Consider the following 16,335-nt stretch of genomic DNA (forward strand, 5'->3'; position numbering starts at 1 on the left):
CGAACACAGACTGTTTGCTCCTTTACAGGGAGTAATCAGTCTTTTTTTATTGTATCAAAGCAAAGGAGGTGTAGAAATTATGTTATGAACTTCAAACGAATTGTCTCAATCAGATATATCACATTGGTATAAATTTAAAATAATTAATATTAAAAGGAGAACTTACAATGAAAACAAAAAACATGATTTTAACTGCACTTTTCTTAGCAATAGGCTTTATACTTCACTCTAGTGTACCTGGAATATTCGGAATGAAATTTGATTTATTCTTAGCATTTATGTTTTTAAGCATAGTTATTTACCCAACTTTGCAAAATGCACTTTTAGCTGGTGCAGTTGGTGGCATGATTACTGCTCTTACTACTACATTTCCTGGAGGCCAGCTTCCTAATTTTATAGATAAAATGGTTACAGCACTTATAGTTTATCTAATGATTAAAGCAATGGCTTCACTTAAAAACGATAAACTAAAGATGGCTATCATAGGGCTAATAGGTACTGCTATAAGCGGAACAGTATTTCTAGGAAGTGCACTATTTATAGTTGGTCTTCCTGCTCCATTTATGGTGTTATTTACTTCAATCGTGCTACCTACCTCACTTACTAATATGGTAATAACTCTTGTAGTATACAAGGCTTGTATGGTAGCAACTAAAGGCAGATTGCAATTTTCCTAATTATATATTTCCCTAAGCACAAAAGAAAAACCAGCTGTATATTCACCAATACAGCTGGTTTTTCTTTTTATATTTTCATAAATAATTCTATAGTTTTCATAAGCTCATCTATAGTCTCTTCAGAGTCATCCTTTTTAATCGCATCTGCTACGCAGTGTGTTGTATGCCTTTTTAAAACCTGCATACCAACTTTTTTAAGCGCTGCATTTACTGCTGATATCTGAACAAGTATATCTATGCAATACCTCTCATCTTCTACCATTTTCTGAAGGCCTCTTACTTGACCTTCTATTTTCTTTAGCCTAGACAAAAGTTTTACCATTTCATCCTCTGTTCTAGGGACTAAAGGCTTTTTCTGTTCTTGAAGTAACGGCATTATTTCATCATTTTTAGTATCTTTCATCACACATCTCCCTATAGCTTAACTTTTTTTAAACGAAGTGCATTGCTTACAACAGAAACACTACTAAATGCCATAGCTGCCCCAGCTACCCAAGGCTCTAAAAATCCCATTGCTGCAACTGGAATTCCTATTGTATTGTAAAATAATGCCCAAAATAGATTCTGCCTTATATTCCTCATAGTTTTTCTACTTAAATCTATTGATTTTGGTATATGATCTAAATCTCCTCCAACTAGAGTAACATCTGCCGCTTCTATCGCTACATCTGAGCCAGTTCCTATAGCCATACCTATATCTGCAAAAGCTAAAGCTGGAGCATCGTTTATCCCATCTCCTACCATAGCAACTTTATATCCTTTATCTTTCAAATCTTTTACTACATCAGCTTTTTGTTCAGGAAGTACCTCTGCGTATACATTTTCTATACCTACCTGTGATGCTATTGCATTTGCAGTTCTTCGATTATCTCCTGTAACCATATACACTGCAATCCCTAATTTTTTTATTTTTTCTATTGCTGATTTTGAGCTTTGCTTTATTGTATCAGCAACAGCAATGCTCGCTGAAAATTTCCCGTCAATTGCTGCAAACATCACTGTTTTTCCTTCGTTTTCAAGCATGACATATTCATCCTCACCAGAATCAATATTGATGTCATACATTTTCATAAGAGCTCTTGTTCCTATTAATACATCTTTATCATCCACTTTAGCATGTAGGCCTTTGCCTGGTATAGCTTCAAAGCTACTTATTTCTAGCTTATTAATATTTTTAGTCTCTCCATATAAAACTATTGCATCTGCTAAAGGATGCTCAGATTTCGCTTCGGCTGACACTATATAAGCTAAAGCACCTTTTTCATGTTCAAAATAATCTGTCACCTCTGGTTTTCCTTTTGTCACTGTACCTGTTTTATCAAGAAGTACTGCATCTATCTTATGCGTAGTTTCGAGATACTCTCCACCTTTGAATAGTATCCCGTTTTCTGCTCCCTTGCCTGTACCAACCATAATCGAAGTAGGAGTAGCAAGACCTAGGGCGCATGGGCATGATATAACAAGAACTGAAATAGCAACCTCTAGAGCATGAGCAAAATTCCCTTTGTCTGCTATAAAATACCATACTAAAAATGCTACAAAGGCAATAGCAACTACTACAGGAACAAATACTCCTGATATTTTATCAGCCATTCTCTGTATAGGTGCTTTGGAACCTTGAGCTTCCTCAACTATTTTTATTATTCCAGCTAGAGCAGTATCTTTTCCTACCTTAGTAGCTTCGAAGGTAAAATTACCATTTTTATTTATGGTTGCACCTATAACTTCATCCCCAGAGCTTTTTTCAACAGGAATAGATTCTCCAGTAAGCATAGATTCATCTACTGAGCTATTTCCTGAAATCACTATACCATCGACAGGAATTTTTTCTCCTGGCTTTACAACTACTACATCTCCCTTTTTAACTTCTTCAAGAGGAAGTCTTATTTCTTTTCCTTCTCTTATGACAGTAGCCTCTTTAGCTTGAAGACTAAGTAGTTTTTCAATAGCCTCTTTTGTCTTTCCTTTTGCATTACTTTCAAGATATTTGCCAAGTAGCACTAGAGTAATAAGCACAGCACTAGTCTCAAAATATAAATGAGGCATATGATGTGTCCCAATTGATTTTAAACCTTCGTATACACTGTAAAAATATGCCGCCGAGGTTCCTATTACAATCAGTACATCCATGTTTGCGCTTTTATTCATTAGCGACTTATATGCGCCTACATAAAAGCTCCCGCCAATAATAAACTGAACTGGGGTAGCTAGTAGCATCTGAAACCACGGGTTCATAAGAATATCTGGCATAGGAAGATTTGTTTCCCAAGGCATATGCCCTACCATAGTATATAAAAGTGGTAGAGACAGGATTATCGAAATAATTAGTTTGGCTTTTTTAGTGACAAGTTCATCCTTTTGTTTAGCCTTTTTATCTTTATCATCAGTTTTCAGCCTTGAAGGATATCCTAGCTTATCCATTTTCTTTTGAATTTCATCTAAGCTTATAAGCTTTTCATTATACTCAATCTGAGCTGTATTAGTAGTGAGATTGACAGAAACTGAATATACCCCTTCTAATTTACCTACTACTTTTTCTATTATGCTAGAGCAAGCCGCACAAGTCATACCATCTACTTCTAATAGCACCTTATTTTTCACAACAGTGTAGCCCAGCTTTTCAATTGTCTCCTCTATTTCCTTTAAGCCTATCACTGAATCGTCAAACTCAATAGAGGCTTTTTCCATTGCTAAATTAACATTTGCTTCTACGGCTTCTTTTTTATTTAGAGTTTTTTCAATTGCTGCAGAGCAAGAAGCACAGGTCATACCATCTATACCTAAAATAACTTTTTTCTTTGACATAATCTCACCTCATTTTTTCATTAAAAAGAAGTCCACTAATAAAAATATCTAAATTGCATTAGTTAATACTCTATTATTTCTTTAATATCAATTGACCTTTATAATTTTAGGATACCCCCTCAGGGTATATTTGTCAAGAGTATTTATACTCTATAATTAGCCAATAAAAAAAGAGAGTGTATTTTTATGATAAAACGTCATATCTAAAAAACACTCTCTTTACTTGAAATTAAAAAATATAATTTAATTGCCAGAAGCTAAATCAATTTAATATTTATAATCCAATATTAGGTCACTCAGCTAGTGCAGAGCTTATTTTTTGAAACTCTGATTCTATACTTAAAAACCCCGATACAACATATGGATCTAGCTTTTTCCCTGATTGTCTAAATATTTCTTTGACTACATCATCATGGGTCCACGATTCTTTATATACCCTTTTACTTACAAGTGCATCATAAAAATCTGCAAGAGCAACTATTCTAGCACTTAGAGGAATATCCTCGCCATTTAATCCGTCTGGATAACCACTCCCATCCCAATTTTCATGATGACTTCTAGCAATTTCTCCAGCCATACTAAGGGTAGTTTTTCTTTGACTCTTTGAAATAAGTGATTCAATTGTTTTATACCCTATAAGGGTATGATTCTTTATGACATTATATTCTTCTGAATTTAGCTTATCCGGTTTGAACAAAACGTTGTCAGGGATTCCTACTTTTCCTATATCATGAAGTACACTGGTAATATAAATATCATCAATAAATTTTTGATTGATTTCGAGTGGTCTTTCCCCTCGTTTATAAAGTTCTTCAGCTATCAGCCTACTATATAGCCTTATTCTTTCTATATGGTTACCTGTGTCTTCATCTCTTATTTCTGTAAGCTTCGCGAGCGCAAAAATAAGCATATCCTTGTCATTGTTCGAAATAAGTCTAAGTCCTGCCTTTAGCCTCCAGTATAGTTCATGCTTCCCAACAGGCTTTGTAAGATAATCATCTACTCCTGCTTCAAAGCCTACAATCAAATCATCTTCCCTAGCCATAGCAGTGACCATTATTATATAGGTGTAGTCGTTGCCTTCATTATTTCGAATATGCTTAACCAAATCTATTCCGTTCATGTTTGGCATGTTCCAATCTGTAAGAACTATTGAAGGTCTCTCATTTTCCCATATCTGCTTTGCCTCGTAGCCATCCTTGGCTGTTAATACCTTATACCCCAGCTCCTTTACCTCTAGCTCCAGTAGTTTTCTGTTTATGGCTTCATCGTCAGCAACAAGTATTTTCATAATAGAGCCCCTTCCATTTGAAAATCTTTAAAACTTATATTTTTTTGTACCCTTTTAAAGTATAATATACACATATGAATAATTATTAATCTACTTTAATGAGTCGAGTTCTTGCTTATTTCGCAGATGGGAGGCATTATTTTGACAGCAGATAAAATTGAATCCTTAATAAAAGAGTCAAAGCTTATGTCTTTCGCTAATCCAAAAAAATCATATAAATTAGCTGAAAAGGCTCTATATTTTGCAATATCTTTAGATTTAATTCAATTAAAAGCAGATAGTATGCTTCATATGGCCTACGCCTGCAGAGTTATGTCTGATTACGCTAAATGCTTCACACATGTATATGATGCCCTAGATATTTATGAAAATATTAATTATAAATTCGGAATTATGAAAGCCAAAAATATGATAGGAATAACTTATTTTTATTTTGGTTCATATTCTGAGGCACTTGAAAATTTTATGACTGCACTAGAGATTATAAAATCTTACCCAGACCCAAATCTCGAATCTTCAATACTAAACAATATAGGCGAGATATATCGGGAAGCAAAAAATAAAACTTCAGCTTTAGAATATTATAACAAAGCTTTAGAAATAACTCTAAAGAATAGAATCGATTTAAATTCATCCGTTATATACTCAAATATTGGTGATGTATATTTGACTAGTGGAGAAATCGAAGCCGCTAAGCAGCATCTTGATAAAGCATATGCACTGGCTTTAAATCATACAGATATGATAAATCAAGCTGAAATCGAGACAAAGCTTGGAAGAGTAATGTTTGAACTCGGTGACTTGTCCGCTTCTAGAGATTATTTTTTGTCATCACTTATGAAGCTCAATCAAATAAATAACAAGTTTTATCTCATTGATTTACTGATTCATATGGCTATTTGCGACCAGCGTCAAGGTCTTAATCCAATTAAATATTTAAATGAAGCTCTTAATCACTCTATAGATAACCAGCTACAATCCAAAACTAGTCAAATATATAAGCTATTAGCTGACTACTACGAAGTAATTCAAGATTATAAAACCTCGCTTCATCACTTTAAAGCCTATCATAATAAAGAAAAGGAAATAGAGGCTATCAATCTATCAAAAAGGCTTGAAATTATTTCAATTGAATTCAATTACTATAAAGAGAAACGAGAAAATGATAATTTTAAAAATCTAACCTCAAAGCTAAAAAGAGAAATAGCTCAAGTAAATAATGAGCTCGAAAAAATAAAAAAAGAAAATATTTCTCTTACTAAAGAGACCTTGATAGATGAATTGACCAAGCTTTACAACAGAAGAGGAATAGAAAAAATGTTTGCAGATTTAAGTCCTCAAAGTAACTCTGATTTAATTTCCTGTGTATTTCTTCTAGATATAGATAATTTCAAGCTATACAACGATTACTGGGGGCATCTTCAAGGTGACGTCTGCTTATCAATGATTTCTGGCGCTTTGACTAAACTAGCTTCTTTTGGTATTTACGCAGGCAGATATGGTGGCGAAGAGTTTTTATGTTTTACTTCTGACATTAAAAAACGTGATGTTGCCGTACTTGGAGAAGAAATTAGAAAATCTATAGAAAACTTAAAAATTCCATATACTAGAGAAAAAAAATCTGGTTATGTCACAGTAAGCATAGGTATTTCTGCTGGAAATATACATAAATACAATTACCATGAGCATTTTGACAAGGCTGATAAAGCTCTTTATAAAGCAAAGGAAGCTGGTAGAAACTGTATTGTTTTGTACACAGATTAAAATTAAAAAAGCACAATCCTTTTGCTGTATTGGCATAAGGATTGTGCTTTTTATTATTAGCATAGCTAAGGTTTCGTAATTATTTACAGCTATTATGTTTTAACAGTTTCAGTATTTATTAAGCATTTACCATATTCATTTCAATATGGCTCAAAACATCCTTTATTCTCATAGAAGAAATTTGTAAATCCTCATCAGATATTACCTCTAGCTTTGTAAGAAGCTTTCCAGCCTGTTCCTTTACTCCAGCTAGGATTAGTGTCTGCCCATTTCCTTCAAGTAGCTGCTTTATACTTTTAATTGCAATAGCTCCTGTTGAATCCATAACTGGCATATTCATAAGATTAAGAACTATAATATCTGCATCCTCTGATTCTATTTCCAGCTTACTAGCAATAGCATTTGAAACGCCAAAGAACAATGGCCCCTCTACAGTATAAGAAGCAACTTTTTTGCCTCCCTTTATTGAAATAGGATACTGCTTTAAGTAAACCTCTCCCATGCTAAGTACAAATAAAAACATAGATAGCAGTGTTCCAGCTGCAACAGCAATAACTAAATCACTAAATACCGTTAAAAGAGTAGTTACAATTATAACACTCCCTGCACGCTTAGATGCATATGTAAACTTTCTAGTTGCACTGTACTCTACCATTTTTATAGCTGTCCCCATTAGGATTCCTCCTAAAACAGCCAGAGGTATTTGTGATGCTAAAGGTGCAAACTTAAGTGTAATTACAAGTAAAATTATTCCATGAAGTATACCAGAAAGCCTAGTTCTTCCTCCTGCATTTACATTTACTGCAGATCTTACTATAGCTCCTGTTCCTATAAGTGCTCCAAATAATGTAGCTACAGTATTTCCTATACCTTGTCCTATTAGCTCTTTATTCGAATGGTGCTTGGTCTTTGTCATCTCATCAACCACAAGAGCAGCTAGAAGAGATTCAATACATCCAAGCATTGCTAGTATTATTCCTGATTGGATTATATCAACCAGCTGATTTGCTGGAAATGATGGTAATGTAAACTGTGGCAATCCACTAGGAATAGCTCCAACTAGTTCTCCCCCTGGAAGCAAATAGGTTCCAGCAACTGTTCCTACAATAAGAGCCATTAGAGATGCTGGGACTTTTTTTGTTATAAAAGGAAATAACAGCATCACTGCTATCGTTATAAGTGCAACAACAGGGCCTGTTTCAAAATATGGTATCATTTTCAAAAATATCAAAAATCCAATCCCGTTTGTAAATCCAACAATTACGGGTTGAGGTATCAAGTGAATATACTTTCCAAGCTTCAAGCCTCCAATTAAAATCTGCGTGACTCCTGCCACTAGCATAGCTGCAAATAAAGCTTCTGCCCCAAATTTTTCGTAAAGCTCGATTAAAACCACTGTCATAGCTCCTGTAGGGCCATTAACCTGAGCTGGCGTACCACCAAATAAAGTCGATAGAATTCCTGTAATTATAGCTGAATAAAGACCAGCCTTCGCTCCTGCTCCAGATGCTACTCCAAGAGCTAGCGCAAGAGGCAGCGCTACAATTGCTGTTGTAAAACCTCCCATAATATCTCCTTTTAGATTTTTAATATCGTAGGAGAAAAATGATTTTGTTTCCAAAGCTTACCCTTCTTTCGTTAATATATATTTTAGCCTATCCTTCTCTATTCTATAACTTAATGTATTTTATTGCAATCTTTTAAAAAAACACACTCAAAAAAACCTGCAGTATGCAGGTTTTCGACTATGTAAGAAATATTTTGTATACAATATGTTAAGATGTTTTTTGAGGGCAGAACTTACATGTCTGGCAGCTATTTAATCTCATTGCCAAATCGCTACAGGCACGTCTTGAGAATATACATGGAATCTCTTTCTTTCTAGCTTTCTCTTTAACATTTTCAGTAAGTCCGTGTTCAATAAAATCATAGAAAACAATAATCATATCTACTTCATCAGGGATATCATAATTTCTCATACCTTTTTTTCTTCCTGGCCAATGTATATAATCATTTATTCCATAACTATTTAAAGTATCAGGAATATTTCCTAATCTATCAGCTCCAACTAGCAATGCTTTCATAAGAAGCCTCCTTCATCATTGTTAATGATAATTATTATCATAAATTTATTATTATCAGTATAAACTATAAGTAATAGTTATGCAATATTTTAATTTTATTTAATCAGAAAAAATGAGCCATCTTTATTAAAAGCTTCTAGCTTCTATAAACATGACTCAAAATTTTAGGCTGCTATTTCAAGAGAGGAAAGCCTCTTTCTAATATTATTTTTAATTTCTACTAACTCCTCAAATTCATAAAAGAATCTAATTTTTTGCTCCCAAATTTCATTGCCCATAGGCTTTTCATTTATCACAAAATAAGCAAAGGATTCTGCAATATCTTCGCTTGGGCTTGTAGCTGCATAATCTGTAACAAAGGAATTTTCATGTCTTAGAAAAAATTTGTATCTTATATCTTCATTATCTATGTTTTGAATAATTCTTGATTCATCAATTGAATAAGTCCAAAACCTATTATAAAATTCATTCAGGTAGGAGTCCTCATTAAAACTAATATCCTCCTCAAAATATTTTCCAAATGAAGGCTCTGAATTATATATAGCTTGAGTGTCATTCAAAGTTATAACGTGAGCCAGCTCATGCACTATAGTAAAATAAAAGTCTTCCTTTAAACTATTATCTTCCATGTTAATGGAATCTTCTATATCGATAGCCATATACCATCTACTTGCTTTGTCATCTATATAATTAACATAGGCAAGAGTTTCATCCTTTCCGTCAGAATATACAATAAACGAATCTAAGGATGCTAAGAGATTTGTCCCTACTTTGTCTTTTATTTCTCTCCAAATTTTATCATAGGTTTCTAGCTCAGAAGACGTAGGTTCACTTTCAATTATTGGCAAAAGAGGCTTTAAAACCAAATTTTTCTGTGAGTTTAAAGTAAAATATGCCTTCATATCTATAGGGTCTAAAAGATATTCTACAAAAATATCGCTGTTAATCTCTTCATAGTTATCTATTATGGCCTTTATATCTTCAATATATGCATAATCCTCGGAAGTCTCGTACTTATCGTAAAGCGTAGTAATATCATTATAATCATTTTCAGATACCATAGATTTTAAGCGACTGAACATATTATCGAGTCTCGATTCATTTAAGCTGTTTTTGTCCGCTAGTTTTTCTTGGCTATCTGTTTCTGATAAAAAAGCTTCGTCCTCTGACAGATATTTGTCGGTTAATCTATTTAAGACTTTATTATAGAAGGTTCTCAAATTTTCTTCTTTATAGCTTAAGCTTACAGAGCTTTTTTCTAATCTTTCTTTTTCAAATTTATCTATCCTTTTATATATTAATTTCAAATAATCTCTTTCGTAGGGCTTTATATCTTCAGATAATAAGCCTAAGCTTTGATTAAACTTGTATTCATCCATAGTAATAAAAAATACATTAATTAAAAGCTGATATACTATAACTATCATGAGCATGGCTATTCCGATGCTAATTTTTTTCATTCACTCTTCTCCTGTCAATTATTTTGTTTATATAATACCACTAATCATTATAATAAAAGTTATAATATTCTTACAAATTATAATTCATAATTAAAATTAATTTATTTTTGAACTTAGTTTTGTTTTATTCATAAATTATGTATAATTAATATGTTAAGCAAGTATTTACTGTGTTCTTCAAAATTATTAGGAGGCTGTTATGCAGTGGATTGAAATAGAAAAGGGAAATTGTAGCGATTGCTATAAATGTCTTCGCTCCTGCCCTTCCAAAGCCATCAAAATTATCGACGGTCGTGCAGAGGTTGTAAAGGAAATGTGTATAGTTTGTGGACATTGCCAAGTGGTCTGTCCTCAGCATATTATAAAAGTAAAATCTAGGCTAAGAAATGTTCAAGCCGCTATAGATGATGATTTTCAAGTTATCGCAAGTATAGCGCCTTCATTTGTAGGTGCTTTTGACATGAAGTATCCTGGCCAATTTAAAACTGCCCTAAAAAAATTGGGCTTCTCAGATGTTTCCGAGACTGGAATAGGTGCTGAGTATGTAAAGCAAGAGTATATTGATGCATTAAAAACTCAAAAATATAAAAATTTTATAACAAGCTCTTGTCCATCTGCCAACTATTTAATTCAGAAATATTATCCTAGGTGTATAGATTTTTTGGCTCCTACAGTTTCTCCCATGCTAGCACATGGAAAGCTAATGAAAAAAAGCTCTCCAAATGCCTTCACTGTATTTATAGGGCCCTGTATCGCCAAGAAGCAAGAGGCCTTCGAATACAATACAAACGAAGTTATCAACGAGGTTCTAACTTTTGATGAAATAGCAATGTGGTTAAAGGAAAGTAATATAAACCTAAATGATTTGCAAGAAGAGGAATTTGAAAATCCAACAGATATAAATGGTGCTTCATTTCCTGTAAAAGGTGGGATATTTTCGAATCTAAAATCTATTTCAGACATTTATGGATATCAGTATATGCAGGCCGATGGAGTTGAAGCCTGTATCAATATACTAGAAGCCTTATCCAACCACGAGCTTGAGGGAGTCTGCGTAGAACTCAACATGTGCGAAGGCTCGTGTATTGGTGGCCCTGCTATGCCTAGCGATCACCCAAACTGCTATGTAATAGAAAAAAGAGTAAGGGATTTTGCAAAAAACAAACCTATATCTTCTGAACCTGTTAGTAGTGTAAGTATAGAAAGTGATGAACTAAATAGAGATTTTAGCGAAAAGCCTATATTTATGCCAGAGCCAACTGAAGAAGAAATAGTTGAAATTCTCCATTCCATGGGTAAGTTTAAGGATAGCGACCAATTAAACTGCAATACTTGTGGATACAAAACATGTAGAGATAAAGCAAAGGCTGTTTACTGCAATATGTCTGAAATCACAATGTGTCTGCCATTTGTTAGAAAAAAAGCCGAAAGTATAAGAAATACTATATTTGAATATACTCCAAATGCAATATTATTTTTAGATCCTGATATGAATATAATAGAAATAAACCCCAAAGCCGAGGAAATATTAGGAGTTCATTTCGAAGATGTGGAAGGTCAAAATATAGAAGCTCTTGTTGGTAGAGATATTTTATTTGATATCAGACTCGATAAATCAGCTGTTATACATAAAAAACTATGTATAGATTCTAAAGACATCTGCATTATTTTTGAAATGTCTTATATTAAAGAAGAAAATGTTTATATGGTCATAATGTCGGATATAACTCAAGAAGAAAAAAATATAAAAGCTTTGAATGCTATGAAAGAAAGAACTTTAGATGCTGCTCAAGAGGTTATTGATAAACAAATGAGAGTTGCTCAGGAAATTGCAAGTCTTTTAGGTGAAACTACAGCAGAAACAAAAATCATTCTTACTAGATTAAAAAAGATTGCTATGGATTAAATTTATCTTTTAATTTTTGAAAATAATCTATATAATAGTACTAGTAAAATATGCCTATTTGATTTTTGTTATCTAAGGAGTTGCTATGAGTAAGAAAACTACTTTCTTTTCAAAACTTAAATTCTTAATTATGGGACTATTATTTTTAATTATATTCGGCATAGTAATTGGGCTTTTAATAACTGTAGCCTTGGATTCGAAAAATGCTGAAGCACAAAATCCACCTAGTGTTTCAAAAGAGATTGCAGAAATTGAGAAAGAAGAAGCTTCTATTTCTGAAGAAACTATCAGCCTCGAGCAAGAAACTGGTGAAGTAACTAAACCTATAGATGATACTGCTTTATTAATTGGTAGAGATTTGCCTTCCGGAGTTTATAAACTGGTTTCTGATATGCCTACAGCATTTTATAGGATTTCTATGACTCCTCAAGCTAATTTTATAGATATAAAGGACAATGATGTCTTTTCCAAATTTACCTATATCAAAGTGGAAGACGGAGATTATTTGACGCTTATAGATGCTGATGCTATACCTTTAGATGAAGCCCCTGTGACTTCTTTTGAAAATATAGCTACTCATAAAAATGCAAAATATTTAGTAGGTAAAGATATAAGCCCAGGAAGCTATACAGTTTATCCGGATGATAAATACGGATTTATTGAGGTCTCAAACGAACCTATAAACACACCTTCAAATATAATACTCAGCAGTTATATTTCATCTCCAATTTCAATAAATTTAGTTGAAGGTCAATTTTTCAAAATATCTCAATCAAAAATAACGCTGAATCAATGATTCAGCGTTATTTAAATTCATTTTTAAGTTGACTTAAATAATCTGATTTACTAGCTTCCCAGATTTTTTTGTCTGGTACATTCATATTATTTATAATCCAACTGTTTATATTAAGTATATTTTCATTATCAATAAAATCTATACTCAAGCTTGACAAAAAGCAGCCTGATATCATTAATAAAATCTCATCAATAATATATTTTTTATCATCTTTGCTTAAAGCCTCTAAAAAATTCAGATCTTCCATCAAAGGATTATAAAATCTATTTTTAATATATTTAATGAAGCCTTCAAAATCCTCAGCATTATTCCCTACTTCTATATCAAATATTATTCTAAATAACATATTCCATCTGAAATCTTTATTTATAGCTTTATATACTGCCTTTCCTATCTTTGATTCAAATTCTCTTTCAAAAGTAACTTCCCTTTCAAAGTAGAGATACTCATCAAAATCTAGTTGATTGGATATGATTTCATTAAATCTAGTCATTATCTTAGTTATCATCTGAGGATATTCTATATTTTGATACTGCCTATCCTTTTTCAAAAGATAATCTGTAATCAAATCACAGGTATTTCTAAAATCCACTACAAATCCTAGCTTTTTTTTGATTTTAATAGAATAAAGCTCATAAATAGCTTTTGAAATCATAGTCTCAAATTGTTTTTTTCTAGACTGCGAATCATATGAGTTCATGTCGTTAAGATGATCGTGAAGAATCATAAGCTGCCTGTCTATCATAGTAATATTGCCTTTGATAGATGACATTATATCTCTATAAAAATCTTCAATTGGCATATAATTGTAATTTTTATATAAAATCTTATGCTCTATTTCTCCCCAAAACATATTTACTAGAGATTTTAGCTGAAGCTCATAATGAAAAGTCGCTGATTCTCCAATTATAATTCCATCTAGTCTATATATTTCAAATCCATTTTTTTGAATTTGAGGCTGTTTATCTGTCAAATTAAGTAATATATTTGGAAATTCTTCATTGTAATAATATCCATCAGGTCTTTGCAAGCAAAATATACGCTTTATAGCTTGATATAATTTTTCTTCATCCTCGATAAATCTGCACTCTAATCTGATTCCTATTAAATCTGATAATTCAAAGAAAAATGCCTCAGCATCTGAAAACATGAGATAATAATTATTTCTTAGTATTTTTTCTTTCAAACTCATTGGAGATTTTATCCTAGATGAGACATTTAAAAAATAATCGCTTTCAGATAAATATTTTTTATAAAAATTCTCTAGATCACTAGAAAGAGTTACAAGCTCTGGAGAAAATTTATCTAGTATTTTCAATGAATCATCCACAAAATCAAAAATTTCTAGTTTCAATATTTTCCTCCTAACTAGCTTAATAGAGTTTAATCAATGGTATGCTCTATTAACAGATTAAGCACCTGCATCAAATCAATTTCCTCTTGATAGCTGTAATTTTTTGAGTCTACTATTCTTAGCTTAGGTCTTGTTGGGTTTAGCTTGTTATATTCACTAACTATTGCAGTTGTTCCTTCATTTAGCATCACCATGCTGCCTGGTGGATATAAAATTACATTTCTTACAAATCTATTATAGATTTTGGCATCCAATTTACTGATGCAATCTGCCATAAGATTTTCAAGTGCAACATGTACAGGGATTCTTCTTCTATATACTCTATCCGTTGTCATAGCGTCAAACATGTCAGAAAGAGTAACTATTCTCAAAAAATCTGGCATCTGTGAAGCAGTAAGTCCACTTGGATATCCTGTTCCATCTAGCTTTTCATGGTGGTTTAAAATTATAGATTTTGATATGGAGCTTATAGATGGGTCCGATTTTAGCATCTTATACCCTAGAGTTGGGTGCATTTTCATAAGATTAAATTCTTCGTGAGATAAAATTCCGTGTTTTTGCAGTACGTGGTTATCTATCCTAGTTTTTCCAATATCGTGCATCAAAGCTCCAAATCCTATCTTTTCGCACATGGAATCTGCGTAGCCATAGTCTATTGAATTAATAATAGATAATATAGCTACATTTACACTGTGAGTATAGGTATTCATATCTGTTCCCATAAGCTCTACAGCCATATAGGATAACTCATTCTTTTCTTTTATGTTTTTTAATAGAGTGTCAACAATATTTTCTACTTTTTTTATTTCTTGAATAGGTAGCATGGCATTAGTTTTTTTCCCACAGCTTACGTTATCAATTATATTTTTTATGCTAAAGGTTATCATTGCTTTAGTTTCGTCGTCAATTATAGACTCTATCTCTATCCCCTCAGAAATATCGTCTTCTATATAAATAAAATAAATGTTATTGGCTTTAAATTTATTTGTTATGCTCTCTGTGATATCTATTCCCTTGTTTAATAATAAAATACCTTTATGATCATATACCGGTTTTGCCAGTTTAGCTTTTTGAGGGATTTTTTGTATACTACATATTCTCATAATAACCTCTTCAATTTAAATTTTACGCCATTTCTAAAATACTATATCTCTTGTCTAAAGATAAATCTATTACTTTACCCTCTACTTTAATAAGAGGCTGATAATTATTAAGTGGTGATACATAAAGAATTTCTCCTATTTCACCTGTATTTAATTTGAGTTTAAAGCCTACATAATAATAAACTATGTTTTTTAAAAAAGTCATCAGAACATCGGGAGCGAAATGAGAGTATCCCATCTTGCTCATCTCTTTAAAGGTTTCAAAAGGAGTGATTTTATCTTTATAAACTCTTTTTGAAGTCAGTGCATCATATACATCAGCAACTGCTAATATTTGAGCGAATTTTGGAATTTGTTTGCTTTTGCATCTTAATGGGTATCCGCTTCCATCTAATTTCTCATGATGCATTAAAACAGCTTTTTTTACGTCCTCTGGAATATTCTCCATATCTTTAACAATGCAGTAGCCTAAATGAGAATGCTTTTTCATTATAGCAAATTCTTCATCAGTTAGTCTTGTATTTTTGTTTAGAATTTCATTTGGAATTTTTGACTTGCCCACATCGTGAAGTATTCCAGCCAGTACGAGGTACTGAATATCTATTTCTGGGAGCTTCATCCAGCTTCCAATGAGCATTGCATATATTGCAACATTAATACTATGATTATATGTATATTCATCTGCAGATTTTAAATCATGAATACAATCGATAAAATACCCCATCTTTTGTGAATGAAGTGTTATAGAATTAGTCATGTCCATTATCATTTCATCATCAACTGTACCATTTAATGATATTTCTTTAAGCACAGTTTTCATTACATCCACATTTTTAAGATATGTTGATTTTATAACTGCATAATCTTGATATTTTTTATCTTTCGTTTCCTTTTTCTTAATATGAACATTATTTATAAAATAAGATTCCATTTTTTGATATACTTTTTCAGAAATATAGGTTCCGGCAGCTACGACTAAAATACCTGTTTCGCTGTAGACATCTTTTTCTAGCTTCTGTCCTATCAAATTTTTATCTAGTCCCATCATTACAGTATCCATTATCATTCACCACCCAAAACTTATTTTAACTATTT

13 protein-coding genes and 1 other annotated feature (1 of these 14 running past the window's edge) are annotated in these 16,335 nt (G+C 32.3%); of the genes, 4 read left to right on the forward strand and 9 right to left on the reverse strand.

Going from position 1 to position 16,335, the window contains the following annotated elements; genetic code table 11:
• Nucleotides 1-25 (forward strand) — a binding site (T-box leader); it begins 214 nt to the left of the window's first position.
• A gap of 142 nt (nucleotides 26-167) precedes the next feature.
• Nucleotides 168-677: a tryptophan transporter gene (locus tag B5X47_RS03160; protein WP_013362260.1), complete on the forward strand. Its 510-nt coding sequence runs from the start codon at nucleotides 168-170 to the stop codon at nucleotides 675-677.
• Between the two features lie 67 nt (nucleotides 678-744).
• Here the strand turns inward: B5X47_RS03160 and B5X47_RS03165 are convergent, their stop codons facing one another.
• From B5X47_RS03165 to B5X47_RS03175, 3 genes are all read right to left on the reverse strand, one after another.
• Nucleotides 745-1,080: a metal-sensing transcriptional repressor gene (locus tag B5X47_RS03165; protein WP_347451034.1), complete on the reverse strand. Its 336-nt coding sequence runs from the start codon at nucleotides 1,078-1,080 to the stop codon at nucleotides 745-747.
• 11 nt (nucleotides 1,081-1,091) lie between these two features.
• Nucleotides 1,092-3,482 (reverse strand): heavy metal translocating P-type ATPase, encoded by a 2,391-nt coding sequence (locus tag B5X47_RS03170; protein ID WP_079588753.1) that lies wholly within the window; start codon nucleotides 3,480-3,482, stop codon nucleotides 1,092-1,094.
• A gap of 292 nt (nucleotides 3,483-3,774) precedes the next feature.
• Nucleotides 3,775-4,773, reverse strand: coding sequence for an HD domain-containing phosphohydrolase (locus B5X47_RS03175; protein WP_079588754.1), 999 nt, complete (start codon nucleotides 4,771-4,773; stop codon nucleotides 3,775-3,777).
• Nucleotides 4,774-4,914: 141 nt separating this feature from the next.
• Between B5X47_RS03175 and B5X47_RS03180 the strand changes: the two genes are divergently transcribed.
• The gene (locus B5X47_RS03180; RefSeq protein ID WP_159446381.1) at nucleotides 4,915-6,537 is read left to right on the forward strand and encodes a diguanylate cyclase; all 1,623 of its coding nucleotides are present in this window, start codon (nucleotides 4,915-4,917) and stop codon (nucleotides 6,535-6,537) included.
• A 118-nt stretch (nucleotides 6,538-6,655) separates the two neighbouring features.
• Here B5X47_RS03180 and B5X47_RS03185 read toward each other — a convergent pair whose 3' ends face one another.
• The 3 genes from B5X47_RS03185 to B5X47_RS03195 form a co-directional block, all read right to left on the reverse strand.
• Nucleotides 6,656-8,158 carry a SulP family inorganic anion transporter gene (locus tag B5X47_RS03185; RefSeq protein WP_079588756.1) on the reverse strand — a complete coding sequence of 501 codons (1,503 nt, stop codon included), beginning with the start codon at nucleotides 8,156-8,158 and terminating at the stop codon, nucleotides 6,656-6,658.
• 154 nt (nucleotides 8,159-8,312) lie between these two features.
• A complete protein-coding gene (locus B5X47_RS03190) occupies nucleotides 8,313-8,621 on the reverse strand; it encodes a DUF2325 domain-containing protein (RefSeq protein WP_079588757.1) in 309 nt (102 codons plus the stop codon).
• A 164-nt stretch (nucleotides 8,622-8,785) separates the two neighbouring features.
• Nucleotides 8,786-10,081 (reverse strand): hypothetical protein, encoded by a 1,296-nt coding sequence (locus tag B5X47_RS03195; RefSeq protein ID WP_079588758.1) that lies wholly within the window; start codon nucleotides 10,079-10,081, stop codon nucleotides 8,786-8,788.
• 199 nt (nucleotides 10,082-10,280) lie between these two features.
• Here B5X47_RS03195 and B5X47_RS03200 point away from each other — a divergent pair, with 199 nt between their 5' ends.
• Both B5X47_RS03200 and B5X47_RS03205 read left to right on the forward strand, forming a co-directional pair.
• On the forward strand, nucleotides 10,281-11,987 hold the full coding sequence (locus tag B5X47_RS03200) for a [Fe-Fe] hydrogenase large subunit C-terminal domain-containing protein (RefSeq protein WP_079588759.1): 1,707 nt from the start codon (nucleotides 10,281-10,283) through the stop codon (nucleotides 11,985-11,987).
• Nucleotides 11,988-12,072: 85 nt separating this feature from the next.
• Entirely contained in the window at nucleotides 12,073-12,783 is a 711-nt protein-coding gene (locus B5X47_RS03205) for a hypothetical protein (protein WP_079588760.1), read from the forward strand.
• Between the two features lie 7 nt (nucleotides 12,784-12,790).
• On the opposite strand, the gene B5X47_RS03210 is transcribed toward B5X47_RS03205, so the two are convergent.
• Genes B5X47_RS03210 through B5X47_RS03220 form a run of 3 tightly spaced genes read right to left on the reverse strand, consistent with a single transcriptional unit; the run spans nucleotide 12,791 to nucleotide 16,300 of the window.
• A complete protein-coding gene (locus B5X47_RS03210) occupies nucleotides 12,791-14,137 on the reverse strand; it encodes a GTP pyrophosphokinase (RefSeq protein WP_079588761.1) in 1,347 nt (448 codons plus the stop codon).
• A 29-nt stretch (nucleotides 14,138-14,166) separates the two neighbouring features.
• Nucleotides 14,167-15,240: an HD-GYP domain-containing protein gene (locus B5X47_RS03215; protein WP_079588762.1), complete on the reverse strand. Its 1,074-nt coding sequence runs from the start codon at nucleotides 15,238-15,240 to the stop codon at nucleotides 14,167-14,169.
• Between the two features lie 22 nt (nucleotides 15,241-15,262).
• Complete coding sequence (locus tag B5X47_RS03220) at nucleotides 15,263-16,300, reverse strand: HD-GYP domain-containing protein (RefSeq protein ID WP_159446382.1); 1,038 nt, start codon at nucleotides 16,298-16,300, stop codon at nucleotides 15,263-15,265.
• Nucleotides 16,301-16,335: the final 35 nt, after the last annotated feature.

This window comes from Acetoanaerobium noterae, assembly GCF_900168025.1.
In the GTDB taxonomy this organism is placed as follows: Bacteria; Bacillota; Clostridia; order Peptostreptococcales; family Filifactoraceae; genus Acetoanaerobium; species Acetoanaerobium noterae.